Here is a 24462-nt window from a genome sequence, read left to right on the forward strand (position 1 = left end):
CGCCTTAGGCAAAAGCTGCTATTGGGTCAGAACCCTTCGGGCAAGTCGATCGGTCCGACGACCTCACGGTAGCAGCGCACCGCATAACGATCGGTCATGCCGGCGATATAGTCGGCGATGTGGCGGCTGCGATCGGGTTCGGTTTCCGGCAGCGTCGCGTGCCAGCCATCGTGCATCGCGCGCGGATCGGCGTGATAGGCGGCGAACAGCCCCGCGACCACTCGCCCCGCCATCTCCGCCGCCACCAACTGGCGCGGGTGGTGATAGAGATTGGCGTACATGAAGCGTTTCAGCACCCGCTCCTGTTCGGCCATTTCCGACGAGAAATGGGCGAGGCACTGACCGGCGGCGCGGACGTCGGCAACGGTTTCGACATAGGTGGCCGCGACGCGACGGTTGGTTTCGGCGATCAGGTCGTTGACCATCGCCCCGATCTGCGACCGGGTCAGTTCGCCGACCAGCCGTTCGGGTGCCACATCGGGGAAACGCTTGCGCACCGCGTCCCAACCGGCGGCGACGAAGGGCACGCCGAGCAACTGGTCGAGCGTCAGGAGGCCGGCGCGCAGACCGTCGTCGATGTCGTGATTGTCATAGGCGATATCGTCGGCGATCGCCGCGATCTGCGCCTCCAGCGAGGGCCATTCGTTCAGCCGCAGGCCGTGCGCCGCGTCCGCTGCCGCCAATGCCCAACCGGGCGTCGGGATCGGGCCGTTGTGCTTGGCAAGCCCCTCCAGCGTGTCCCAGGTCAGGTTTAGCCCCCGCCAGCGCGGATAGGGGCTGTCGAGCCAGGTCAGCGTCCGCAGCGTCTGGCCATTATGGTCGAACCCGCCATGCGCGGTCATCGCCGCCTCCAGCGCATCCTCACCGGCATGGCCGAACGGCGGGTGGCCGATATCGTGGGCGAGGCATAGTGCCTCGGTCAGATCCTCGTTCAGCCCCAGCGTGCGCGCGACCGCACGGCCGATCTGCGCGACCTCCAGACTATGGGTCAGCCGGACGCGAAAATGATCGCCATCGGGCGCCATGAACACCTGCGTCTTGTGGCGCAGGCGACGGAAGCTGATCGAATGGATGATCCGGTCGCGGTCGCGCTGAAAGGCGTCACGCGGACCGCGCGTGGCGTCGCCCGGTTCGGCATGCAGGCGGCCGCCATGGGCGTGCGGATTTGCGGCATAGGGGGCGGTCATTTGATCGGTACCCGTACGACCTTCTGGCCGACTTCGCTGGTGACGGCGAAGGCCTGCACGCCCGACTTGCGCAGCGTATTGACGAACGACTGCGCCTCGTCATCGGTCTTGAACGGACCGGTCAGCAGGCGGTTGGTCGCGCGCAGCGGCGTGGTCCATGCCTGACGCCCCTTCAACGCAGGGGCCTTGGCTGCCATCATCGCCCATGCGGCGGGAAGCCCAGCGACGTTCGCACCGCCGGCCACCTGTACCCAATGGCGTTCGGGATCGGCACGTTTGGCGGCAGCGAGCTTCGCGGCCTCGGCCGCTTCCGCCTTTTTCTGGTCGGCCAGCTTCTTTGCGTCAGCGGCCTTTTTGGCGATCGCGGCGCGGGCATCCGCCAGCTTTTTCGATTCGGCGGCCTTGGCGGCTTCGGCGGCGCGCGCGTCGGCTTCGCGTTGGGCGGCGGCCTTGCGGGCGGCGGCGGCATCGGCAGCGAAGGCCGCGACACTGGTCGGGACGGGCGTTGGTGCCGGCGGTGGACCTACGCCTAGTTCGGAGGCCGGAATGTCGAGGTTGCGGATGATCCGGGCGAGGACGTCGTCGTTCGATTCGCGACGCGCGGCAACCGTCGCAGCGGCGGTGGAGACGGTCGGCGTGGCAGCAGGCGGCGTTTCGGCCGGGCGGTCGACGACGGTGACCGGCACCGGCGCGGCGGCGACCTGTACCGGCGGACGGGCGGCTTGAGCGAGCCGGTCGCGTTCGGCAAGCGCGGCGGCCGCGACGCGGCGTTCCTCCGCCTGCCGCGCTGCGACGCGTTCGGCCTCCAGCCGGATCGCTTCGGCGATGCGCCCCTGTTCGGCCTGTTGCGCGGCGAGTTGCTGCGCATCGCGTTCGCGCTGGGCAAGTGCCGCCTTTTCGGCATTGGCGCGGGCCAGCGATTCGCGGCGGGCGGTTTCGTCGGCGCGGGCCTGTGCCAGTTGCTGCGCCTGTATTTCAGCGGTGCGGCGGGCCTGTTCCGTGGCAGCCTGACGACGGCGTTCCGCGGCGCTGGGCTGGCGGACCGTCGCGGGTGCCGGAGTCGCGGTCACGGCGGCCACCGCCACCGGCGCTCTCGTACGAACCGGCGCAGGCAGCGGTGGCGCGAGGCGGGCGTCGGCCATCCGTTCGGGCGTGGGGGCGAGACGGCCGAAATGTACCGCAAACGCCCGGTCCGCCCCGGCCAGTTGCGGCAGGCGGCGGAAGAAGGGCGACAGGCTGCTGGCAAAGCCCGGCAGCATACTGGCGGTGATCTTGTCGGCGCCGGCCGCGTCGCCCGACATGGCAAGGGTGAAGGCGCGCACCCGCCAAGCAGCGCGGTCGTTCTTCAGAAGCAGCGGGTTCAGCACCTTCGTCGCATCGGCGAGATTGCCGTCGATGCCGAGCGACAGGGCGAGGCGGCGGGTGACTTCGTCGTCCTCCCCTGCCCGCAGCACCTGTCGGTAATCGGCCTGCGCCAGCGCGCCCTGCCCCAACAGGTCGTAGGCGAGGCCGCGTTCGGGCAGATAGGGGGCCATCGCCACCCCGGCGCGTTCGGCCGAGTTGAACAGGGCGAGCGCTTCGCCCGGCCGTTCCATACCGGCCAGCGCGACGGCGCGGGCGGCGCGGATGCGGGGATCGCTGGGGGCGACTTTCTCGGCGCGGGCGAGGAACTGCATCGCCGCGTCGGTGTCGCCGAGCTTTCCGCTGAGGCGACCGGCCTCGACCAATGCCGTTACGTCATTGGGGCTGCGGCCCAATATGCGCATCTGTTCGGACAGGCGGTCGGCATTGGGGGTCGTCACCGACTGGACGATCGCGCCGGACTGGGCCGCGACGGGAAGCGGGGCGGCGGTGGCGAGCAGCAGGGCGGCCGCGGACAGGAGCGGGAATCGGGTCATGGGCGGCTTCGCTACACCATGTCGGGGCTGAACCGGGAATGGCGGTTGGGCGGGGTCGGCGACGAAGCGAGTGGTCGTGGCGACGAACGGGCGGCGAAGGTGACGAAGGTGACACGGAACGCGGTGTTGCAGAGCGACCGGGCGGGCGGCTGGTGCCGCATTCGAGTCTGACAGGGTACTTGCGTGTAGGAAAGTTTCGGGCGTTTTGGGTGGAGCGATCCCCCTCCACCGTCCTGCGGACGGTCCCCCTCCCCGCGGGGCGGGGAGGATTTCAGGGCGCACCCTATAGACCTTTCGCCCCGCGATGCCGGTCGCGGGGCGCTTGGCTTACTGGTTGTTCTGGCGGTGGAGGAAGCGCGGGATGTCCAGCGGTTCCTTGCCGTCGTCGGTGCCGCGCGCCGGGGCGCGGCCGGCATTGGCCATGCGTTCGAACAGCGTGCCGCCGGGCTTGCGGGTCGGGGCCGCTTCCTCACGCGGGGCCGGTTCGGCGGGCGCTTCGGGGGTCAGCCAGCGACGCCGGCCTTCGCTGGACGAGGCACCGAAATCGCTGGCCGGGGTCGGCGCGGGTGCTGGCGCTGCGGCCTCGGCTCCGAGCACCAGTTCGTCCTCATCGGCGTGCGAAGGTTGCACCGGTGCCTGCGGCGACGTGTGCTGCGGCGCGTCGTAGGTCGAATGCGGCACGATCCGTTCGGACACCGACGGCTGGCTCACCCCCTGCGGGAAACGCTCCATCGGCGCGGGCGCGGGTGCTTCCTGCAGATGTTCGGCAGCGGCACCGCTCGGCGCGACCGGCGCGGCAGCGGCCGGACGGCGCGGCGCGTTGAACGAGAAGGCGCGGGTCGGTTCGGCCTGGGCCGGGGCGGGCTGTGCCTGCGACGGCTTTTCGTCCTCGATGCCGGTCGCGACGACCGACACGCGAATCTTGCCTTCCAGTTCGCTGTTGAACGCCGAACCCCAGATGATGTTGGCGTCTTCGTCGACCAGTTCGCGAATGTGGTTCGCGGCCTCGTCCACTTCGAGCAGGCGCATGTCGTCGCCGCCGGTGATCGACACGATCACGCCCTTGGCACCGTTCAACGATACACCGTCGAGCAGCGGGTTGGCGATCGCCTGCTGCGCGGCTTCGATGGCGCGATTGTCACCTTCGGCCTCGCCGGTGCCCATCATCGCCTTGCCCATTTCCTGCATCACCGAACGGACGTCGGCGAAGTCGAGGTTGATGAGACCGGGCATGACCATCAGGTCGGTGATGCCGCGCACGCCCTGCTGCAACACTTCGTCGGCCATTTCAAAGGCCTGCTTGAAGGTCGTGTTGGCGTTGGCGATCAGGAACAGGTTCTGGTTCGGAATGACGATCAGCGTATCGACATACTTCTGAAGCTCTTCGATGCCGGCCTCGGCCGACTTGCCGCGACGCTTGCCCTCGAACGCAAACGGACGGGTCACGACGCCGACGGTCAGGATGCCCATCTCGCGCGCCGCCTTGGCGATCACCGGTGCCGCGCCGGTGCCGGTGCCGCCGCCCATACCGGCGGCGATGAAGCACATATGCGCGCCTTCGAGGCTTTTCTGGACCGCCTCGATCGTTTCCTCGGCGGCGGCGCGGCCGATTTCGGGGCGGCTGCCGGCACCAAGACCCTGGGTGATCTTGGCACCCAGCTGGATACGCTGCGGCGCGGACGACTGCTTCAGCGCCTGCGCGTCGGTGTTGGCGACGAGGAACTCGACCCCCTGCACCTCGGCACGGATCATGTTCGCGATCGCGTTGCCGCCGGCACCGCCGACCCCGATCACGGTGATGCGCGGGGTCAGTTCATCCACGTCGGGTGCCAGAAATTCGATGCTCATACTCGGTCTCCCTGTCCCGGCCGGCACCGGGCACAATTACCATGCCGTTGTGCATCAAGCGGCGGGGCGATCCTAGTCCCCCGCGGCCCGATGGGTAGAAAAAGTCAATAGTTGGTGCGGAACGCGGTCAGCAGCCGTTGGAACAGCGCTCCCGTACTGGGACGCGATACCATCTGCTGCGTCGGTTGTAACGCACGCAAATCCACCGGGTTCGATGCCGCGAACATGGCGAGACCGGCCAGCGTCGCGAATCCCGGCCCCGAATGCGCGTCGGGCAGCGCGGTCAGCCCGCGCGCACGGCCGACACGGACCGGACGGCCGAGTGCCTGCTGCGCGTAATCGGCGATCCCCTTCAATTCGGCACCGCCCCCAGTCAGCACGACCTGTCGCCCGACCGGATCGTCGAAGTTCAACCGGCGCAGTTCCTTGCCGATTTCGCCGACTAGCCGTTCGAGCCGCTGGCGAATGGTGGTGATGAGTTGCGCGCGGGTGATGCGCGTCCCCTCCGCATCCTCCTCCGCCCGGACCGGCGCGACCTCGATCATGTCGTGATTGTCGCGCGGGGACATGTTGGCCGAACCGTAGAAGCATTTCAGCCGTTCGGCCTGTGCCCGGTTGGTGCCGAACGCCGAGGCGACGTCGTCGGTAATGTCGCTGGCACCCATCGCGATCGAGGCGAGGCCGGTCAGCACGCCATTGGCGAAGACCGAGACGTTGGTGATCCCCGCCCCGATTTCGACCAGCGCGACGCCCAGTTCGCGCTCCTCCTCCGACAAACAGGCAAGGCCGGTCGCAACGGGGGCGGCGACGATCGATTTGGTTTCGAGATGCGCCGAGCGGACGCACAGGTCGAGGTTGCGGACCGGCGAACCTTCGGTGGCGACGACATGGATTTCGACGCCCAAGCGGTCGGCGTGCAACCCCTTCGGCTCCTTCACCCCGCCAAGGCCGTCAAGCGTGTAGCGCATCGGTTGCGCGTGAAGCACCATGCGCTGCCCCGGATCGATCGCGTTGCGACCGGCCTTCAACAGCGCATCGACGTCCGATTGCTCGACGCGGTGACCGCCCAGATCGACCTCCAGCTTGACGATATCGGACACCAGGCCGCCCGCCGAGAAGCTGACCCAGACATCCTCGATATTGAAGCCGGCGATGCGTTCGGCCTGTTCGACAGCCTCCCGCACGGCGGTTTCGGTCGCCTTCATGTCGGCGATATAGCCGCGCTTGACGCCCCTGCTCTCGCGCTGGCCGGTGCCGAGCACGGTCAGTTCGCCGCTGTCGTCGACGCGCGCGATCAGTGCCGACACTTTCGACGTGCCGATGTCGAGTGCGGTGATGATTCCTTCCGGTGCCGTCTTCGCCATATGCCCTGCCCCCTGTTCAGTCGCCGTCGGTCAGCGGTGCCGCCGCCGTCGCATTGTCCGACCCGTCGTCCTCGACTTCGTTCGGCGTCGCATGCTTCATCCGTACGACCAGCTTGGTCGGATCGCGCAGGTCGAACCGGTCATAGCCCTTGCCGAGCAGGCCGAGCGTGCCGTCGAGCTGCGCGAACTTGACCAGCGCCTTTGCCGCATCGGCCTCGCCCTCGGGCAGGACCAGCCGCTCGCCGGTCTGGAACAATATGTCCCAGCGGCGATTGCCGACCCAAACCGCCGCCTTCACCACCGGTTTCAGCGCCGGCGCGGCGGCCATCAGCTTGCGATAGGCGGGTTCCTGCGCATTCGCACCATCGCCGATGACCAGCGGCAGGCGCGGCATCCGGTTGGGTTGCACACCGTCGAGCAGCACGCCGCCCTCGTCGATCAGCATCAACTGACCCTTGTTCTGCCACACCGCCGCCGGATCGCGTTCGACCACGTCGACGACCAGCGTATCGGGCAGGCGGCGCGAGACGCGGGCGTCGGCGATCCAGCCATAGCCGAGCAGTTTCTGGCGCGTGGCGTCGAGATCGACCAGCGGCATCGCCCGCGAACGCTGATCGAGCGCGACGGCATAGACCGAGGTCGCGTCCATGCGCCTCAGGCCGGTCACCTCGATCTGTTCGACGCGGAAGCCGGCCGATCCGACCGCTTCGGCAGCGGCGACGCCGACCATGCCGAACAGGCCGAACCAGTTGGCGAGCGCGACGACGATCGCGCCGGCCCCGGCGGTCAGGCTCCAGCCGACGATGCGCCGCGCGGTCGCGGCACCGCCGGGGAGCGCCGCCACGGCCTGATCGAGGACCGAGGCGCGGACCGGGCGCTTCTGCTGGACGCGGCGCTTGGGCTTGACGGTGCGGGTCTGGACGACGCGCTTGCCGGTCTGGGTCATCGCATCGCCTCTTCCACGATCCAGCCGACGAGTTGTTCGTAGCTCATGCCGACATGGCGCGCCTGTTCGGGGACGAGGCTCAAGGGGGTCATGCCGGGCTGGGTATTGGTTTCAAGGATGAACAGGCCGTCGACGCCCTGGCTGTCGTCCCAGCGGAAATCGGTGCGCGACGCGCCCTTGCAGCCGAGCACGCGGTGCGCGGTGACGGCATAGGCCATGCACGCCTGCGCGATATTGTCGGGAATGTCGGCGGGGCAGACATGCTCGGTCAGGCCGTCGGTATATTTGCTGTCGTAATCGTAGAAGCCGCTCTTGGGCTTCAATTCGGTGACGCCCAGCGCACGGTCGCCGAGGACGGCGGTGGTCAGTTCGCGGCCGCGGATGAAGGGTTCGGCGAGGAGTTCGTCGAATTCCTGCCACGGCCCCTTGGCGTCCCTAGCGATCGGGTTGCCGTAGTTGCTGTCGTCGGTGACGATGGCGACGCCGACCGACGATCCTTCGCTGACGGGTTTCAGGACGTACGGGCGCGGCAGCGGATCGCGTTCGTGGAGTTCGGCGGTCCTGACGATGCGGCCACCGGGCATGGGAACGCCCGCGGGCACAAGCGCGTGCTTGGTCAGTACCTTGTCGATGGCGATGACCGAGGTGGCGAGGCCGCTATGCGTGTAGCGGATGCCCATCAGGTCCATCATGCCCTGTACGGTGCCGTCTTCGCCGGGCGAGCCGTGGAGCGCGTTGAAGACGAGGTCTGGCTTCGCTTCGGTCAGGCGCGCGGCAATGTTGCGGTCCATGTCGATGCGGGTGACTTCGTGGCCGAGCGACTCCAGCGCGGTCGCGACACCGGCGCCGGACAGGAGCGAGACTTCGCGTTCCGACGACCAGCCGCCCATGAGGACGACGATGTGCAGGGGGTCGGTCACGCTATAGTCTCCACAGTATCAAGCCATTGGTCATTCCCGCGCAGGCGGGAATCCATTGCCGCAACGGTGGTGGTAGCAACGCGGCGATGGCGTGTATGGATTCCCGCCTTCGCGGGAATGACGAAGCGCAGTCCCATCACGCCACCCCTACCCGCTGGATTTCCCATTCGAGCGTCATGCCCGAAGCGGCCAGCACCTTCGCGCGCACTTCCTCGCCCAGCGCCTCGATATCGGCGCTGGTGGCGTTGCCGGTGTTGAGCAGGAAGTTGCAATGCTTTTCGGACACCTGCGCGTCGCCCTTGCGCAAACCCCGGCAGCCGGCGGCGTCGACCAGCGCCCATGCCTTGTGCCCGTCGGGGTTCTTGAAGGTCGAACCGCCGGTTTTCGAGCGCAACGGTTGCGAAGCTTCGCGTGCCGAAGCGATACGGTCCATTTCGGCCTGGATAGCCTGGGAGTCGCCCTGTTCACCACGGAAGGTCGCGTAGACGACGATCGCGCCATCAGGCAGGTCGCTGTGGCGGTAGCGGTAGTTGAGGTCGGCTGGTCCCAACGTCGTCAGCGTGCCGTTGCGGGTGACGACCTGCGCCGCAACCAGCACATCCGCAACCTCGCGGCCATAGGCACCGCCGTTCATCCGCACGAAGCCGCCGACCGTGCCGGGGATCGAGCGCAGGAACTCGACGCCGGCAATGCCTGCATCGCGCGCGGTCGAGGAGACGAGGATGCCGCTCGCCCCGCCGCCGCAGGTCAGGGTCAGGCCGTCGGCCGTAACCTTGGCGAAGGGCTTGCCGAGGCGGACGACGACGCCGCGCACGCCACCGTCGCGGACGATCAGGTTGGAGCCGAGCCCCAGCCCCATCACCGGCGTCGCGGGGTCGAGCCCGCGCAGGAAGTCGCGAAGGTCGTCGGTGTCGGCCGGTTCGAACAGCCACTGCGCCGCGCCACCCGCCTTGAACCAGACGAGGGGCGCGAGCGGGGCGTCGGGGGTCAGCCGGCCACGGACCGGCGGCAGGGTCATTTGCCGACGCCCCAGAAGCGCGCCCATGCGGTCCATGCCTCGGCCTGCGCATCGGCGACCTGCTTGCCGACTTCGGTCATGTCGCGCTGTTCGGCGGTGTCGAGCAGCTTCTTCGCCGCGTCGAGCTGCGCCTGCTGCGCGCGCAGGATCTCGCGCTGCATCTCGATCGCGGTGGAGAACCAGTCGCTCATGCCAGCTTGCTCGCGATCGCGGCGGGCAGGCCGGCGGCGATCTTGGTGATGTCGCCGGCGCCAAGGCACACGATCAGGTCGCCGTCCTGGCCCTCCGCGGCGAGTGCGGTGGCGAGCGCGTCCCTGTCCGCGGCGACCTGTGCCGAACGGTGGCCGCGCAGCCGGATGCCGTCGACCAGCGCCTCGGCACTCACCCCGTCGACCGGGGTTTCACCGGCGGCATAGACGGGCAGGACATGGACCGCATCGGCGTCGTTGAACGCCTGTGCGAATTCGTCCATCAGCGCGCCCAGCCGCGAATAGCGGTGCGGCTGGACGACGGCGATCACCCGCCCGCCGGTCGCTTCGCGCGCGGCCGAAAGGACGGCGCGGATTTCGACCGGGTGGTGGCCGTAATCGTCGATCACGGTCATGCCGGCGACTTCGCCGACGCGGGTGAAGCGGCGCTTCACGCCGCCGAACTTGGCGAACCCTTGCGCGATGGTCGCGTCGTCGAGGCCCAGTTCGACCGCGACGGCGATCGCCGCCAGCGCGTTCTGTACATTGTGGCGGCCGGCCATCGGCAGGTGGATGCCGGCGATGGTGCGGGTATTGCCGTCACGGTCGCGGACGACGCAGTCGAAGCGGTTGCCATCGCGGCCCGCCGTCACCTCGACACCACGCACGTCCGCCTGCGCGGCAAAGCCATAGGTGACGATGCGGCGGTCTCGGATGCGGGGGATCAGCGCCTGCACTTCAGGGTGGTCTAGGCAGAGCACCGCCGCGCCATAGAAGGGCACGTTTTCGATAAATTCGACATAGGCGTCCTTCGCCCGGTCGAAGCTGCCATAATGGTCGAGATGTTCGGGGTCGATGTTGGTCACGACCGCGATCGTGCCATCCAATCGCAGGAAGCTGCCGTCGCTCTCGTCCGCCTCGACCACCATCCAGTCGGAGGCACCCAGCCGCGCGTTCGAGCCATAGCTGTTGATGATGCCGCCGTTGATGACGGTCGGATCGACGCCACCGGCATCGAGCAGCGCGGCGATCAACGAGGTCGTCGTCGTCTTGCCATGCGTCCCCGCCACCGCCACGGTCGATTTGAGCCGCATCAGCTCGGCCAGCATCTCCGCGCGACGGACCACCGGGATGCGCTTGGCCAGCGCATGGTCGCGCTCGGGATTACCGGGCTTGATCGCGGTCGAGGTGACGACGACCGCAACACCCTCCACATTCTCCGCCTTGTGGCCGATATGCACGTCGATGCCGCGCGCGCGCAGCCCGTCGACGACATAGCCCTCGGCCACGTCCGATCCCTGCACCTTATAGCCGAGATTGTGCATCACCTCGGCAATGCCCGACATGCCGATGCCGCCGATGCCGACGAAATGGATCGTGCCGATATCGGTCGCGACACCCTTCACGCAAATGCTTCCTTCTGTCGTTTGGCAGGGGTGATCTTACCCACTTTCGCCCGGGGTGCGTCGATGCTCTCAACCAGGTCGGCCATGTCGCGGACCGCGAACGGCCGTCCACAACTACGCGCGCGCGCCGCCGCATTGGCAAGCGCAGCGGGATCGAGGCCGAGCTTCTGGATCTGCTTGGCCAGTTCGCCGGCGGTGAAGTGCGACTGGGCAATCGCGCGGGCGCCGCCGGCCGCGACGATCTCACGGCAATTGGCGGTCTGGTGATCGTCGGTGGCGCCGGGCAGCGGCACCAGGATCGCCGGGCGCCCGGCGGCGGTCAGTTCGGCGATGGTCGATGCCCCCGCACGCGCGATCACGACATGCGCCCATGCCAGCCGGTCGGGCAGGTCGGGCAGATAGGTCGCGATCTCCGCCGGAATGCCGTGTTCGGCATATTTGGCGCGGACGGCATCGATATCCTCGATCCGCGCCTGATGCGTCACCTGCATCCGACGGCGGAATGCCACGGGCAACAGGGCAAGCCCGTCGGGTACGACCTGGCTCAGCACGCTCGCCCCCTGGCTGCCGCCGGTCACCAGCACGCGGAAGATCCCCTCCGCATCGAGTTGCGGATAGGGACGTTCGCGCAGGGTCAGCACGCTGTCACGCACCGGATTGCCGACCAGATGCATCTTGGGGACATGCTTGTCCTTCAGCCGATCGACCCGTTCGTAGCTGGTGGCGATGGCATGGACGCTGCCCGCGACCAGCCGGTTGACCCGGCCGAGCACGGCATTCTGTTCATGGACGATCGTCGGTACCTTCTGCGCAAAGGCAGCGAGCAGCGCCGGCAGCGCGGGATAGCCTCCGAAACCGATCACGGCGGCGGGCCGGAACGTCTTGTACAGCTCGATCGCCATCGACCGACCGGTCAGCATCTGTCGCCCGGCCTTCAGCCAGCCGATCGGACCGCCCGACAAGCGCCCGGCGGGCAGGACATGCGTCTGGATACCGTCGAACAGGTCGGGGAAACGGACGCCGCGTTCGTCGCTGACCAGCGCGACGCGGTGGCCGCGCCGGGTCAGTTCGACCGCGAGCGCCGCTGCCGGGACCATATGCCCCCCGGTGCCCCCGGCGGCGAGGACATAATGTTTGCTCATTTCGCTCCGCTCCAGCGCTGCTGGCCATAGGGTGAGCGGGTCAGATACGGGTTCCGGCGGGTGAAAGCGAGCAGCAGTCCCATCCCAATCGACAGGGCGATCATCGACGACCCGCCATAGGAGATGAACGGCAGCGTCATCCCCTTCGACGGGGCGATGCCGACATTGACCGCCATGTTGATGAGCGCCTGCGCCCCGAACTGCACGGCGAGCCCGGCGGCGGCGAGCAGCTTGAACGCATCCTCCTCGTCCAGCAGGCGGACGAAGACGCGCACGACGATGGCGAGGAAGATCAGCGCGATGATGGCGCAGGCGATCAGGCCGAATTCCTCACCCACCACGGCAAAGATATAGTCGGTATGGGCCTCGGGCAGTTTGAACTTCACCCGCCCGCCGCCGGGCCCGGTGCCGATCGCGCCGCCGGCGGTCAGCACGGCATGCGCCATGTCGACCTGATAGCTGTCGGTCGCCGCACTTTCGGGATCGGGAAACAGGAAGCCGTCGATGCGGACCCGCGCCGTGCCGTAGAAGGTATAGGCGGCGGCGACCAGCCCGACCCCTGCCCCGCCGAGCAGCGCCATGGTCCGCACCGGAATGCCGGCGACGACCAGCAATGCGGCCCATACGCCGCAGAAGATCACCGTCTGACCGAAATCGGGTTGCAGCATCAGACAGCCGGCAATGACGGCGGTCAGCGCGCCGGTGACCCACAGCATCGGCAGTTGCGGATCCTTCGCCCGCAACGACAATAGCCATGCGGTCGTGACGATGAACATCGGTTTCAGGAATTCGGACGGCTGGAACTGGCCGACGCCCAGACTGACCCAGCGCCGCGCGCCGTTCGCCTCCACGCCCACGAACGGCGTGACCATCAACGCCAGCACCAGCACGCCGGTGCCGAGCAGGCACAGCCGCCGGGCAAAGGTCACCGGTAGCATCGATACCGCGATCATGACGGGGAAGGAAAAGGCGATCCACCCCGCCTGTCGCCAGAAATACATCATCGGCGGCACGGTGACATCGCCGCCCGAATAGCGGACCGCCGATGCGGGCGAGGCGGCGGCGACCGCGACCAGCCCGATCGCGATCAGCACCATCGCGATCAACAGCAGCACCCGGTCGACTTCGCGGAACCACGCGCCGATCGGCGAACGGGCGCTGCGGCCCTGCAGCGTTTCGACGCGCTGCCGCAGCGCACGAACGTCGCGCCCGCGTCCCATATCGGTCATCGCAAAGCCTCCACCGCTGCTGCGAAGGCGCGGCCGCGCGCTTCGAAATCGCTATACTGGTCGAACGAGGCGCAAGCCGGCGACAACAGGACGGTGTCGCCGGGTTGCGCGTTGGCCGCGGCGCTTCGGACCGCTGCGTCGAGGGTGCCGGCATGCTCCACGGGCATGTCGGGGGCCAGCAGTTCGGCAAAGCGTTCGGCGGCGGTGCCGATGGTATAGGCGCGCACGACGTTGCCGAAACCGGAACGGCACGCGTCGAGATCGTCGGACTTGGCGAGGCCGCCGACGATCCAGTGGATACGCCGGAACGCGTTGAGCGCGGGCGCGGTCGAATCGGGGTTCGTCGCCTTGCTGTCGTCGACATAGGCGACGCCGTCCACGTCGGCGACGTGCGCCATGCGGTGCGGGAGCGCGCGGTAGCTTTGCAGGCCGGCGCGAATAGTGTCGGCGTCGAGGCCGAGCGCTTCGCAGACGGCGATGGCGGCCAGCGCGTTCTGAGCATTGTGGGGACCGGCGAGTGCGGGGCCGTAGGCGGGCGCATCGGCGGGCACGGCGATGCGGGTCGCGTGCGGCAGGGTATCGGCGATCGCGGTCGAGGTCGCATCACCGGTGCCGACGATCGCCGCCCGTCCGGGCAACTGCATCGCGAACAACCGCGCCTTCGACGCGGCATAGGCTTCGAACCCGGCATAGCGGTCGAGATGGTCGGGGGTGATATTGAGCAGCACCGCCACGTCGCAATCGAGGGTGGTGGTCAGGTCGATCTGATAGCTCGACAGTTCGAGGACATAGACGCCGCCGGCGGGCAACGGATCCTGTGCGAGGATCGGCAGGCCGATATTGCCGCCCATCCGCGCGGCGATGTCGGCTTGGGTCAGGATGTGGTGGATCAGTGCGGTGGTGGTCGACTTGCCGTTGGTGCCGGTGATGCCGACGACCCGGTGCGGCGGCAGGTCGCCGCGGGCCTGTGCGAAGAGTTCGATGTCGCCGATGATGGGTACGCCGCCGGCATATTCGGCGATCGGGTGGCGGTTGAGCGGTACGCCGGGCGAGACGACGATGCCGTCGAGGTCGTAAACGTCGACAGCGTCCAACGTCATCGGATCGGCAAACACCAAAGCCCCCTCCCCCATGGGGGAGAGGGTTGGGAGAGGGGGTGCCCCGGGTACTGTCGTCGGAGAGGAAGAAGAAAGCCCCTCTCCCCGCGAGCGGGAAGAGGGAGAAAGGGCGTCGCGCTTTGCCTCGTCACCGTCCCACGCGACAACGCTCGCGCCACCGGCCAGCAGCGCGCGGACGGTTGCCGCGCCGGAGCGGGCAAGCCCCAGCACCGCGAATTTCTTCCCCGCCCAGGCGGCAGCGATGATCACCGCAGTTTCAGCGTCGAGAGGCCGGCCAGCGCCAGCACGAAGGCGATGATCCAGAACCGGATCACGACGGTCGCCTCGGCCCAGCCGAGCTGTTCGAAATGATGGTGGATCGGCGCCATGCGGAAGATGCGCTTGCCGGTGCGCTTGTACCAGAACACCTGGATGATGACCGACAGCGCCTCGACCACGAACAGCCCGCCGATGATCGCCAGCACGATTTCGTGATGCGAAGACACGGCGATCGCGCCAAGTGCGCCGCCCAGCGCGAGGCTGCCGGTATCTCCCATGAACACCGCCGCCGGGGGGGCGTTGTACCACAGGAACGCCAGCCCTGCGCCGACGATCGCACCGCAGAACAGCGCGAGATCGCCCGCACCCAGCACGTGCGGAATGCCGAGATAGGCGGCGAACTTGGCATTGCCGACCATATAGACGATCAGCATCAGCGCGACCGATGCGATGATGACCGGCATCGTCGCGAGGCCATCCAGCCCGTCGGTCAGGTTCACCGCATTGCCGAAGGCGACGATCGTGAAGGCGGCGAAGATGATGTAGAACGGCCCGAGATCGATCGCCACGCCCGAAAAGAACGGCACGTAGAGCATCGTGCCGGTCTGGCGGATGATGATCCAGCTGGCGACGCCGGCGATGAGGAATTCGAGCAGCAGCCGCACCCGGCCCGACACGCCCGCCGTGCTCGCCTTGCGCACCTTGTCATAATCGTCGAGGAAGCCGATCGCGGCGAAGCCCAGCGTCACGAACAGGCATGCCCAGACGAACGGGTTGGCAAGGTCCATCCACAGCAACACCGCGACGGTGAGCGAGGTCAGGATCATCAGCCCGCCCATGGTCGGCGTGCCGCGCTTGGCGAGGTGCGTCTGCGGCCCATCGAGGCGGATCGGCTGACCCTTGCCCTGCCGCACGCGCAACCAGCCGATGAAACGCGGACCGATGATGAGGCCAAGGAACAGCGCCGTCGCCGTCGCCGCGCCGGTGCGGAACGACAGGTAGCGGAACAGGTTCAAAACACCGGGAAAGCCGAGATATTCGGCGATTTCGTACAACATCAGTCCTGGCCCCACAGGTCGGCGACGACCCGCGCCAGCCCCACCCCGTTCGATCCCTTTACGAGTACCGCGTCACCCGGCGACAGCAGGTCCGACAGGACCAGCGCGGCGGCGGCGGCGTCGGGCACATGGACGCTTTCGACGCGACCCTCAAGCGCCTTGGCAAGGGGCAGCATGCCCTTGCCCACCAACACGGCGCGTGAAACGCCCGCTTCGTCGATGGGGACCGCCAGTGCGGCGTGATAGGCGTCGGAGGACTCGCCCAGTTCGCGCATTTCGCCGAGCACCGCGACGCGGCGCTCGGCGCGTTCGGCGGCCAGCACCTTCAGCGTTGCGCGCATCGAGGCGGGGTTGGCATTGTAGCTTTCGTCGATGACCAGCGCCTCGCCGTCGCCGACCCGGACCTTGCGCCGCGCGCCACGTCCCGCGAGACCATCGAGATCGGCGAGCGCCAGACCGGCGACGCCGAGGTCACTGCCGAACGCACCGACCGCCGCCATCACCGCCAGTGAATTGGCGACCCAATGTTCGCCGGGCGGGGCGAGGGTATAGCTGACTTCGCGGTCGCCCAGCCGCGCGGTGACGAAACTGTCGCCGCTCGATAGCCGGACATGCTCGATCGCGCGCACATCCGCACCGTCGCGAAGCCCGAAGGTGACGATCCGGCCGGCATAGGGCTGCGCCGCGGCGATCAGCGTGTCGCGGTGCGGGCTGTCAAACGGCACGATCGCGACGCCACCGGGGGTCAGCCCTTCGAAAATCTCGCCCTTGGCGCGAGCGATCGCGTCCTCACCGGTGAAGAATTCGGTGTGTGCCGGGGCAATGGTCGTGATGATGGCGATGTCGGGGCGGACCAGCCGGGTCAGCTGCGACAGCTCGCCCGCATGGTTCATGCCCATTTCGAGCACCGCCGCCTGTGTCGTCGCCGGCATCCGGGCGAGGCTGAGCGGCACGCCGGTATGGTTGTTGTAGCTTTTGACCGAGCGATGCGCCTGTCCGAAGGTCACACGGTCCAGCGCGGCGAACAGTGCTTCCTTGGTCCCGGTCTTGCCGACCGAACCGGTCACGCCGACGATCCGCCCGGTCACGCGCGCGCGCGCGGCATGGGCAAGCTGGTCGAGCGCGACGGCGGTGTCGGGCACCAACACATGCGGCCCGTCGACCGGCCGCGACACCAAAGCCCCCGCCGCCCCCTGCGCAAATGCCTGCGCGACGAAGCGGTGGCCGTCGGTCGCCTCGCCCGACAGCGCGACGAACAGGTCGCCTGAGCCGACCTCGCGGCTGTCGAACGCTACGCCGTTCGCGTCGAAGTCGGCGGAGGCGACACCGCCGGTCGCAGCGGCGATCGCTGCCGAGGTCCAGAGCGCCGTCACAAGCCCCTCTCCGACAAAGCATCGCGCCGGTCATGCCCCCGGCATGACCTAAACAGTGCGGGGTACTGTTTACCCGAAGCTGGGTTGGGGTGGGTCGGGTTCCGCATCAGGCGGACGCCGGCATCACTCGCCGACCAACCCACCCCCAGCCCCTCCCTTTCAGGGAGGGGAGGATGCTGGACATCAGCCCGCACAGTCACGCGCCACCTGCACGTCGTCGAAGGGCAGGATCATATCGCCGACGATCTGGCCTTGTTCATGCCCCTTGCCCGCGATCAGCACGATGTCGCCGGTCTGCGCCATGTCGCACGCTGCGCGGATCGCGGCGCGGCGGTCGCCGATCTCGGTCGCATTCGGCGCGCCCTCCAGCACCTGCGCGCGGATCGTGGCGGCGTCTTCGGTACGGGGATTGTCGTCGGTGACGATCGCGACATCGCCATGGGTCGCGACGACCTCCCCCATCGGCGCGCGTTTGCCGGTGTCGCGGTCGCCGCCCGCACCGAACACGACGATCAGCCGCCCTTCGGCATGCGGACGCAGCGCGGCGATGGCCGCCTCCAACGCGTCGGGGGTATGGGCATAATCGACATAGACCGGCGCGCCATTGGGCAGGATCACCGCCCGCTCCAGTCGCCCGCGTACCGGCTGCAACCGCGCCAGTCCGGCCAGCGTCGCAGCGAGCGTGCCTCCGGTCGCCAACACGAGGCCGGCGGCGGTCAGTGCGTTCGCCGCCTGATAGGCACCGATCAGTGGCAGTTGCACCTTGTGCGCCTGCCCCTCGGCCTCGATCGTCAGCGTCTGGCCGAGCAGGCTCGGCTCGCGCGCGGTCAGGCGGAGCGTATCGCCATGTTCGCCGACGGTGATGAGCGCATTGCCGCGCACGCGCGCCAGATCGATCACCCGGTCGGCATGGGGATCGTCGACCCACACCACCGCCGTCCCGTCATCGGCCAGCATTTCGGCGAACAGCCGCAGCTTGGCGGTCAGATAGGTCGCCATGTCGCCATGATAGTCGAGGTGATCGCGGCTGAGATTGGTGAAGGCGGCGGCGCGGACCGGCAGCCCTTCGGTGCGATATTGCGCCAGGCCGTGGCTCGATGCCTCGAACGCGACATGGGTCACGCCTTCGCGCGCCAGCCCGGCGACATTCGACAGGAAGGTGACGATGTCGGGCGTGGTCAGCCCGGTGGTAACGCGTTCATCGGCGGTGGTGACGCCCAGCGTGCCGATCGACGCGGCATGATGCCCCTGCATACGCCAAAGCTGGCGCACCATTTCGACGGTGCTGGTCTTGCCGTTGGTGCCGGTGACTGCAACGCAGGTCGGCGGAAACGGCGCGAAGAATTGCGCGGCGGCGCGGGCGAACGCCTCACGCGGATCGCGCGCCGCGATGTGGACCGCACCCTCGACGACCGCTTCGGGGCGGGCGACGATGGCGACCGCCCCGGCGGCGATGGCGGCGGGAATATAGTCCTCACCATTGACCCTCGCCCCTTCGAACGCCCCGAACACGGTGCCCGGCGCGACCTTACGATGGTCGATCGCAAACCCCGTGACGGTCTGCGGTTCGTCACCGCCGGTAATCGTTCCCAATTTCATTCCACGTTCGCCAGCTTCTTCGCGTCACCCGGCGCGCGCCACAGCAGCTCGCGCAATCCGGCGACGTCGATATCGGCATTGGCGCTGGGAATCACCCCCAACAATGGGCCGGTGCGCGAGATGACGCGGCTGACGACCGGTGCGGCGGTCCATGCCGCGCTGGTGAAGCCGAAGGTTTCCTTCGTCCCCTTCGGGCTGTCGAGCATCGCGATCACGACATAGCGCGGACGATCCATCGGAAAGACCGCGGCGAAGGTCGAAACGTTGATCTTCTTCGAATAGCCGCCGCCCGCGCCGACCGTCTCGGCGGTGCCGGTCTTGCCACCGACGCGGAAGCCGGGCGCCTCCGCCTTGCGGCCGGTGCCGTCGGTGACGATCAGGCGCAGCAACGCGCGCATCTTGGCACTGGTCGCTTCCGAAAACACGCGGCGGCCGGCGGGGGCCTGTCCCGGTTTCAGCTTCATCAGCGTCGCCGGACGCCAGATGCCGCCATTGACCAGCGCGGCATAGGCGCTGGCGAGGTGCAGCGGAGTAACCGCAATGCCGTGACCGAAGGCCGTGGTCATCGTCGTCGTCCGACCCCAGTAATGCGGCCAGATGGGGCGCGACTTTTCGACCTCCAGATCGGGTGCCGCGTCGAAGTGCAGCGAGCGGAACAGCTTTTCCATCCGCGCCTGCCCCATTTCGTCGGCGATACGTGCAGTACCGATGTTCGAGGAATGGACGAGGATTTCTGGCACGTTCATCCAGCGCTTCTGCGCGTGATCGTCGCGGATGCGGAAACCCGCGACGCGCAGCGGCTCGGTCGCATCATAACGCTTCGACAGCGACGGCACGACGCCGTCGTCAAGTGCTGCCGCCATGGTCAGCGGTTTGAACGCCGATCCCAGTTCGTACACGCCCTGCGTCACCAGGTTCATCTGACCAGTGTTCGCCGTGACGTGATTGGGGTTGAAGGTCGGCAGCGAAGTCATCGCGATGACTTCACCGGTATCGCTGTCGAGGACGATACCGCCCGCGCCGCGCGCCTGGAACACCGCCATGGCGTTGGCGAGTTCGCTTTCCAGCGCCGCCTGCACCCGCGTGTCGAGGCTGAGCGCGACCGGGCGCCCACGCTCGGCCGGGTCGACCAGCCGCGTGTTCAGGAACTTCTCCATGCCGCGCACGCCGCGACCGTCCATGTCGAGATAACCGAGCGCATGCGCCGCCATCGCGCTTTGCGGATAGAGGCGTTCGGGTTCGCGGCCGAGCGCGATGCCCGGCTCGCCCAGCGCATTCACCTGCTGCACCAATTCGGGCAGCGCGCGACGGCGCAGATAGACGAAGCTGCGGTCGAGGTTGAGCTGCGCGTAATAATAGCCGACGTCATGATCGGGCATCAGCGCGGCGAGTTGTTCCGCCAATTGCCGTTTGTCGCCGATCACCTTGTCCGGGCGCACCGCGATCGACCATGCGTCGATGGTGCGGGCCAGCGGCGCGCCGTTGCGGTCGACCAGATCGCCACGCAGCGGCACCAGCGCCGATTCTGCCGCGATCGCCGAACGCGGTTCGGCCATGACGCCCAGCAGCATCAGCCGCACGAGGATCGCCGCCACCCCTGCCGCGAACAGCAGCATCAACACCATCAGCCGGTAATGGGCGATGTTCACCAGCGTATGGCGCGCGCCATCGGCACGCTGCTGGTTGAGCGGAGGGGCGACGACGACGATCACGGGCGAGCGGCTTCCTTGCGGGCGGAACGGGCCAGATCGGCCATCGTCGCGTCGCTTAGCAGGGTTCGGTCGAGCATCGCCACCGCCCGCGCCTTGGCCGGGATCACGTCCGCCTTGGCGGTCTGTACCGGACCGACCGGCTTGACGGTGCGGGCGGGTTCAGCCTTGGCCGGCGTCGGTGCGGCGACCGGGGTGGCGGCGGAAAGGGCTGGTTCGGGCGTCGGGGGTGCGAGTTCCATCGGCGCGCTCGGCACGACATAGGCGAGCGCGACATTTCCGCCCTCGGTCCGGCCGGGCAGCGACGCCAACTGATGTTCGCCGCCGACATATTGTTCGGCGCGCGGCGCGGCGAGTGCCAGCACGTCGCCGTTCCAGCGTTCGAGCTGGGCCATGTTCGCGCGGGTGTCGAATTCGGTTTCGAGCGCGCGGATATCCTTGCGCGCCTGCACGATCGATCGCTCGACCGCCTCGACCCGGCCGCGCTCGGCCGCTCCCTGCGAGATGACGAGGTAGAAGGCGGGCGCCATCACGCCGATCGCCACTAGCTTGCCCAACGTTCCGAACCCGAACGCACCCATCACATCGCACTCCCGTTCGTACTCCACGGCGCGGACGCCGTGCGAAGGCCCACGCGCAACGTCGCCGAACGCGCACGCGGATTGATCGTCACTTCTTCGTCATTCGGCCGCACCGCCTTGGCGATGTTCCCGAAACTGGGCGCCGGCCCCTGCACCACCAACGGGCGGTGCCGCGAACCGGCAGGCATCGCCCCGCCGCGTGTCCGCAGGAACCGCTTCACGATGCGGTCCTCGAGGCTGTGGAAGCTGACCACCGACAGTCGTCCGCCCGGCCGCAACACCCGCTCCGCCGCATCCAACCCGGCGGTCAGCTCGCCCAGTTCGTCGTTCAGGTGGATGCGAATCGCCTGAAACGCGCGGGTTGCAGGATCCTTCTTCTCATGCGGACGATGGCCGAGTGCCCGACGCACGACGGCGGCCAGTTCGCCGGTGCGCTCCAGCGGCCGCGCGCCGACGATGAAGTTCGCGACGCGGCGGTGGCGCGGCTCCTCGCCATAGCGGTCGAGCACGTCCGAAATCTCGGCCTCGTCGGCAGTGTTGAGCCATTCGGCGGCGGTCATGCCCTCCCGGCTCATCCGCATGTCGAGCGGGCCATCCGATTGAAAGGAAAAGCCGCGATCGGCCTGATCGAGCTGCATCGACGACACGCCGATATCCATGACGACCCCGTCGACCGCGTCAATGCCGCGCGCCGCCAATTCGCCCGCCATCGCCGAAAAAGGCGCCTCGATCAGCAGCAGCCGGTCGCCCGCTTCGTCGAGAAGCGGCTTGGCGGCGGCATGCGCGGTCGGATCGCGGTCGAACGCGATGACCCGCGCGCCAGCGGCAAGCATGGCGCGGGTATAGCCGCCCGCACCGAACGTCGCGTCGACATGCGTCTCGCCCGGCTGGATCGCCAGCGCCGCGACCGCTTCGGTCAGCAGGACCGGGATATGCGGAGCGGCGGTCATTGCAGCCCCTTCTCTTCCATCAGGAATTCGCACAGCTCGCGCGTGTCGGCGTCGATCTCGGTATCGGCGATCAGGGTGAACGGGTCCCAGATGTTGAAGGTGTCGCCGCGCCCGTGGAAGAACGCCCATTTGTCGATCTTCGCGCGGCGGCGATAGAAGGTCGGCAGCACGAAGCGGCCGGCACTGTCGAACGGCGCCGATTCGAGGTTACCGAACGCCTTGCCCGCAACGTTGTAGTCGGTGTCGACATCCTCGTCGCTGCCCTGCGGCCGGCGCGAATACAGAATCTTCGGCCAGGCGGTATCGAACGCACTGAGACAGACATGCTTGCCGTGGCGCTTGATCAGGAGTTCGCGGGCGTCGGCATTCTTCTCCAGCACCGAGCGCAGCTTGGCAGGCACTGCGACGCGACCCTTCGCGTCGACCGCCTGTAGCCCGTAGCTCAGGTAGAGTTCCCTGTCCGACACATCGCCCCTGTTCGGTCACGCAGGAGAAGCGTCGCGCCCGGCAAATACGCGCCGCGCGAGAAGATTCGACGATCCCAGGACCTGCCCCCTGTGACGGTTAAAGAAGTACCAAAAGTACACATGGGTCACAATGGGCGAAGTTGGGTGAAGATGGGATTTTACCCCACCTGACGGCCATTTTATGGGCTGTACGTTGTTTGTTCACCCATTGATGTACGTCAATTCCACATGAACGAACGGGACCGCCCGCCACAGGCGCGCGGAACGAATAGGCAGGCATGGGATGAGACCCCCGATAGGGTGCCAAACGCCTGACTCGACATCGATCTTTGGAAATCAGCGCCGCGTGGGCGCAATCAGGGCGCTTCGGGAGCCGTCGCGTTATTGCCGGGCGCGGTGCCCGGGGAAATGCCCAGTTCGGCCAGCGGTTCGTCGGGATTGCTGGCGGTCAGGTTCGCCAGCGCGACGTTGGCCGATTCCTCGACCGAGGTAACGTCCTCACCAATCGGCGCTTCGTCGATCGCCGAACGGAACAGGGCGCTGGCAAGCACGATCAGGAACACGACCAGCACCAGACCGGTCGCGCCGACGCGCAGGCGTTGCAGCAGTTGCGATTGATCCGACCGTGGCAACATTCGGAAGGGTGTTACGCCGAAGTCCCCGCGCTGTCGACCGCCAACCCCTTCGCCGTTAACCATTCGGGATTGTAGAGCGTCGACAGGTACCGGAAGCCGGTGTCGCACAGGATCGTCGCGACCCGGCTGCCCGGACCCAATTGCCGCGCGAGCAGCACCGCGCCGGCAACGTTGATGCCCGACGACAGGCCGAGACACAGCCCTTCCTCAGCGAGCAGGCGACGGACCCAGACCATGCCCTCTTCGTCGGACACGCGGAACTGGGTGTCGATCGGCGCACCGTCGAGATTGGCGGTAATCCGCCCTTGCCCGATCCCCTCGGCGACCGACGATCCCTCCGACCGCAGTTCGCCACAGGCATAATAGTCGTACAACGCCGCGCCGTGCGGGTCGGTCAGCGCGATCGTGACCGATTCGTCCTTTTCCTTCAGCCCAAGCCCGACCCCGGCCAACGTCCCGCCGGTCCCCGCAGCGCAGGTGAATCCATCGATCCGGCCGTCCATCTGCTCCCAGATTTCGGACGCGGTGCCGATGATGTGCGCGCGACGATTGGCGATATTGTCGAACTGGTTGGCCCAGATCGCGTTCGGCGTTTCCTCGGCGATCCGGCGGCTGGTGTGCACGAAATGGCCGGGGTTCGAATAGGGCGCGGCGGGCACCAGCACCAGTTCGGCGCCCAGCGCGCGCAGCGTATCCATCTTCTCCCGGCTCTGCGTCTCGGGCATGACGATGATCGTCCTATACCCCTTGGCATTGGCGACCAGCGCGAGGCCGATGCCGGTATTGCCCGCCGTCCCTTCGACGATCGTGCCGCCGGGCTGGATCAACCCGCGCGCCTCGGCATCCTCGACGATCGACAGCGCCGCGCGATCCTTCACGCTGGCACCGGGATTAGCGAATTCGCACTTGGCGAAAATCTCCGCGTCCGCAGCCTCGCTCGGCCCCTTCAGGCGAACGAGCGGGGTGTTGCCGATCAGAGCGAGCGTGTCGGAGGCGATATGCATGGGTTCCAGATGGCGCGGGTCGCACGCGGGGGCAAGCCGGTGACGCGGTAGAATGGATTGGTGGGCGGCAATGGTGGCTTTGCCTTAACTCCCCTTCCTGGAAGGGAGGGGTTGAGGGTGGGTCGGCCCGCAAGGCACCGGGACGGCAGCCAGTATCGCTTCGGCGACGCCATCGGGATTGGCTACTACTTCGACATTCCAGAAGCGGAGAACATGCCAGCCAAGCGATTCAAGGAACCGAGTGCGGTCAACGTCATACGTCGAGTCGAGGTGCTGGCTGCCATCGAAATCCACCGCGAGCTTTGCTGTACGGCATGCCAGATCGAGGATGTAGGTCCCGACGACAAGTTGTCGGGTAAAGCGCGGCCGGTGGTGACGAACACGATGCCAGATCAGACGTTCCGCTTCGGTGGCATTGGTGCGGAGGTCGCGGGCGCGGTCGGTCAGGTAGAGCGGGACACGGGTCATTCAGCCACCACCTCCAGCGCCTGCGGAAACCGACCCACCCCCGACCCCTCCCTTCCAGGGAGGGGAGTAAGGCGCTCCCCCCTCCCTGACAGGGAG

At 67.7% G+C, this 24462-nt stretch carries 23 protein-coding genes; 1 reads left to right on the plus strand and 22 read right to left on the minus strand.

Annotated features, from left to right (window positions below):
• Positions 1-26: 26 nt before the first annotated feature.
• Entirely contained in the window at positions 27-1187 is a 1161-nt protein-coding gene (locus ASE59_RS04525) for a deoxyguanosinetriphosphate triphosphohydrolase (RefSeq protein WP_056452460.1), read from the minus strand.
• Positions 1184-3085: a tetratricopeptide repeat protein gene (locus ASE59_RS04530; RefSeq protein ID WP_056452463.1), complete on the minus strand. Its 1902-nt coding sequence runs from the start codon at positions 3083-3085 to the stop codon at positions 1184-1186. The genes ASE59_RS04525 and ASE59_RS04530 overlap by 4 nt, the downstream gene beginning before the upstream one ends.
• A gap of 18 nt (positions 3086-3103) precedes the next feature.
• On the opposite strand from ASE59_RS04530, the gene ASE59_RS19480 reads away from it, so the two are divergent.
• On the plus strand, positions 3104-3256 hold the full coding sequence (locus ASE59_RS19480) for a hypothetical protein (protein WP_156359858.1): 153 nt from the start codon (positions 3104-3106) through the stop codon (positions 3254-3256).
• A 156-nt stretch (positions 3257-3412) separates the two neighbouring features.
• Here ASE59_RS19480 and ftsZ read toward each other — a convergent pair whose 3' ends face one another.
• The 20 genes from ftsZ to ASE59_RS18970 form a co-directional block, all read right to left on the minus strand.
• Entirely contained in the window at positions 3413-4933 is a 1521-nt protein-coding gene (gene ftsZ / locus ASE59_RS04535) for a cell division protein FtsZ (protein WP_056452466.1), read from the minus strand.
• Positions 4934-5037: 104 nt separating this feature from the next.
• Positions 5038-6297, minus strand: a complete 1260-nt coding sequence (gene ftsA, locus ASE59_RS04540; RefSeq protein WP_056452470.1) for a cell division protein FtsA — start codon at positions 6295-6297, stop codon at positions 5038-5040.
• Positions 6298-6313: 16 nt separating this feature from the next.
• The gene (locus ASE59_RS04545) at positions 6314-7243 is read right to left on the minus strand and encodes a cell division protein FtsQ/DivIB (protein ID WP_056452474.1); all 930 of its coding nucleotides are present in this window, start codon (positions 7241-7243) and stop codon (positions 6314-6316) included.
• Positions 7240-8163, minus strand: coding sequence for a D-alanine--D-alanine ligase (locus ASE59_RS04550; RefSeq protein ID WP_200913148.1), 924 nt, complete (start codon positions 8161-8163; stop codon positions 7240-7242). The genes ASE59_RS04545 and ASE59_RS04550 overlap by 4 nt, the downstream gene beginning before the upstream one ends.
• A gap of 136 nt (positions 8164-8299) precedes the next feature.
• Positions 8300-9181, minus strand: a complete 882-nt coding sequence (gene murB / locus ASE59_RS04555; protein WP_235515637.1) for a UDP-N-acetylmuramate dehydrogenase — start codon at positions 9179-9181, stop codon at positions 8300-8302.
• Positions 9178-9372, minus strand: a complete 195-nt coding sequence (locus tag ASE59_RS04560; RefSeq protein WP_056452476.1) for a hypothetical protein — start codon at positions 9370-9372, stop codon at positions 9178-9180. The genes murB and ASE59_RS04560 overlap by 4 nt, the downstream gene beginning before the upstream one ends.
• A complete protein-coding gene (gene murC / locus ASE59_RS04565) occupies positions 9369-10775 on the minus strand; it encodes a UDP-N-acetylmuramate--L-alanine ligase (RefSeq protein ID WP_056452481.1) in 1407 nt (468 codons plus the stop codon). The genes ASE59_RS04560 and murC overlap by 4 nt, the downstream gene beginning before the upstream one ends.
• Positions 10772-11917: an undecaprenyldiphospho-muramoylpentapeptide beta-N-acetylglucosaminyltransferase gene (gene murG / locus ASE59_RS04570; RefSeq protein WP_056452485.1), complete on the minus strand. Its 1146-nt coding sequence runs from the start codon at positions 11915-11917 to the stop codon at positions 10772-10774. Before murG ends, murC begins: the two co-directional genes overlap by 4 nt.
• The gene (locus ASE59_RS04575) at positions 11914-13137 is read right to left on the minus strand and encodes an FtsW/RodA/SpoVE family cell cycle protein (RefSeq protein WP_156359881.1); all 1224 of its coding nucleotides are present in this window, start codon (positions 13135-13137) and stop codon (positions 11914-11916) included. The genes murG and ASE59_RS04575 overlap by 4 nt, the downstream gene beginning before the upstream one ends.
• 5 nt (positions 13138-13142) lie before the next feature.
• Complete coding sequence (murD, locus tag ASE59_RS04580; RefSeq protein WP_056452491.1) at positions 13143-14513, minus strand: UDP-N-acetylmuramoyl-L-alanine--D-glutamate ligase; 1371 nt, start codon at positions 14511-14513, stop codon at positions 13143-13145.
• Positions 14510-15580 carry a phospho-N-acetylmuramoyl-pentapeptide-transferase gene (mraY, locus tag ASE59_RS04585; protein ID WP_056452494.1) on the minus strand — a complete coding sequence of 357 codons (1071 nt, stop codon included), beginning with the start codon at positions 15578-15580 and terminating at the stop codon, positions 14510-14512. Before mraY ends, murD begins: the two co-directional genes overlap by 4 nt.
• Positions 15580-16953, minus strand: a complete 1374-nt coding sequence (locus ASE59_RS04590) for a UDP-N-acetylmuramoyl-tripeptide--D-alanyl-D-alanine ligase (protein WP_056452497.1) — start codon at positions 16951-16953, stop codon at positions 15580-15582. The genes mraY and ASE59_RS04590 overlap by 1 nt, the downstream gene beginning before the upstream one ends.
• A gap of 183 nt (positions 16954-17136) precedes the next feature.
• Positions 17137-18552, minus strand: a complete 1416-nt coding sequence (locus ASE59_RS04595) for a UDP-N-acetylmuramoyl-L-alanyl-D-glutamate--2,6-diaminopimelate ligase (RefSeq protein WP_056452499.1) — start codon at positions 18550-18552, stop codon at positions 17137-17139.
• Positions 18549-20264, minus strand: a complete 1716-nt coding sequence (locus tag ASE59_RS04600; protein WP_056452502.1) for a peptidoglycan D,D-transpeptidase FtsI family protein — start codon at positions 20262-20264, stop codon at positions 18549-18551. Before ASE59_RS04600 ends, ASE59_RS04595 begins: the two co-directional genes overlap by 4 nt.
• Complete coding sequence (locus ASE59_RS04605) at positions 20261-20842, minus strand: hypothetical protein (RefSeq protein ID WP_056452505.1); 582 nt, start codon at positions 20840-20842, stop codon at positions 20261-20263. The genes ASE59_RS04600 and ASE59_RS04605 overlap by 4 nt, the downstream gene beginning before the upstream one ends.
• Entirely contained in the window at positions 20842-21792 is a 951-nt protein-coding gene (gene rsmH, locus ASE59_RS04610; protein WP_056452507.1) for a 16S rRNA (cytosine(1402)-N(4))-methyltransferase RsmH, read from the minus strand. Before rsmH ends, ASE59_RS04605 begins: the two co-directional genes overlap by 1 nt.
• Positions 21789-22259, minus strand: a complete 471-nt coding sequence (locus ASE59_RS04615; RefSeq protein ID WP_056452510.1) for a division/cell wall cluster transcriptional repressor MraZ — start codon at positions 22257-22259, stop codon at positions 21789-21791. The genes rsmH and ASE59_RS04615 overlap by 4 nt, the downstream gene beginning before the upstream one ends.
• A 356-nt stretch (positions 22260-22615) precedes the next feature.
• Positions 22616-22894 (minus strand): hypothetical protein, encoded by a 279-nt coding sequence (locus ASE59_RS04620; RefSeq protein ID WP_056452513.1) that lies wholly within the window; start codon positions 22892-22894, stop codon positions 22616-22618.
• 11 nt (positions 22895-22905) lie between these two features.
• The gene (locus ASE59_RS04625; protein ID WP_056452518.1) at positions 22906-23898 is read right to left on the minus strand and encodes a cysteine synthase A; all 993 of its coding nucleotides are present in this window, start codon (positions 23896-23898) and stop codon (positions 22906-22908) included.
• An 84-nt stretch (positions 23899-23982) separates the two neighbouring features.
• Complete coding sequence (locus ASE59_RS18970) at positions 23983-24366, minus strand: endonuclease domain-containing protein (RefSeq protein ID WP_082458066.1); 384 nt, start codon at positions 24364-24366, stop codon at positions 23983-23985.
• Positions 24367-24462: the final 96 nt, after the last annotated feature.

The organism is Sphingomonas sp. Leaf10 (genome assembly GCF_001421245.1).
Classification (GTDB): domain Bacteria; phylum Pseudomonadota; class Alphaproteobacteria; order Sphingomonadales; family Sphingomonadaceae; genus Sphingomonas.

What these genes read in the sequence shown, in the direction of transcription:
- ASE59_RS04525 (WP_056452460.1), bottom strand. Translation starts at nt 1,187, where the DNA reads ATGACCGCCCCCTATGCCGCAAATCCGCACGCCCATGGCGGCCGCCTG.
- ASE59_RS04530 (WP_056452463.1), bottom strand. Translation starts at nt 3,085, where the DNA reads ATGACCCGATTCCCGCTCCTGTCCGCGGCCGCCCTGCTGCTCGCCACC.
- ASE59_RS19480 (WP_156359858.1), top strand. Translation starts at nt 3,104, where the DNA reads ATGTCGGGGCTGAACCGGGAATGGCGGTTGGGCGGGGTCGGCGACGAA.
- ftsZ (WP_056452466.1), bottom strand. Translation starts at nt 4,933, where the DNA reads ATGAGCATCGAATTTCTGGCACCCGACGTGGATGAACTGACCCCGCGC.
- ftsA (WP_056452470.1), bottom strand. Translation starts at nt 6,297, where the DNA reads ATGGCGAAGACGGCACCGGAAGGAATCATCACCGCACTCGACATCGGC.
- ASE59_RS04545 (WP_056452474.1), bottom strand. Translation starts at nt 7,243, where the DNA reads ATGACCCAGACCGGCAAGCGCGTCGTCCAGACCCGCACCGTCAAGCCC.
- murB (WP_235515637.1), bottom strand. Translation starts at nt 9,181, where the DNA reads ATGACCCTGCCGCCGGTCCGTGGCCGGCTGACCCCCGACGCCCCGCTC.
- ASE59_RS04560 (WP_056452476.1), bottom strand. Translation starts at nt 9,372, where the DNA reads ATGAGCGACTGGTTCTCCACCGCGATCGAGATGCAGCGCGAGATCCTG.
- murG (WP_056452485.1), bottom strand. Translation starts at nt 11,917, where the DNA reads ATGAGCAAACATTATGTCCTCGCCGCCGGGGGCACCGGGGGGCATATG.
- ASE59_RS04575 (WP_156359881.1), bottom strand. Translation starts at nt 13,137, where the DNA reads ATGGGACGCGGGCGCGACGTTCGTGCGCTGCGGCAGCGCGTCGAAACG.
- mraY (WP_056452494.1), bottom strand. Translation starts at nt 15,580, where the DNA reads ATGTTGTACGAAATCGCCGAATATCTCGGCTTTCCCGGTGTTTTGAAC.
- ASE59_RS04595 (WP_056452499.1), bottom strand. Translation starts at nt 18,552, where the DNA reads ATGAAATTGGGAACGATTACCGGCGGTGACGAACCGCAGACCGTCACG.
- ASE59_RS04605 (WP_056452505.1), bottom strand. Translation starts at nt 20,842, where the DNA reads ATGGGTGCGTTCGGGTTCGGAACGTTGGGCAAGCTAGTGGCGATCGGC.
- rsmH (WP_056452507.1), bottom strand. Translation starts at nt 21,792, where the DNA reads ATGACCGCCGCTCCGCATATCCCGGTCCTGCTGACCGAAGCGGTCGCG.
- ASE59_RS04620 (WP_056452513.1), bottom strand. Translation starts at nt 22,894, where the DNA reads ATGTTGCCACGGTCGGATCAATCGCAACTGCTGCAACGCCTGCGCGTC.
- ASE59_RS04625 (WP_056452518.1), bottom strand. Translation starts at nt 23,898, where the DNA reads ATGCATATCGCCTCCGACACGCTCGCTCTGATCGGCAACACCCCGCTC.
- ASE59_RS18970 (WP_082458066.1), bottom strand. Translation starts at nt 24,366, where the DNA reads ATGACCCGTGTCCCGCTCTACCTGACCGACCGCGCCCGCGACCTCCGC.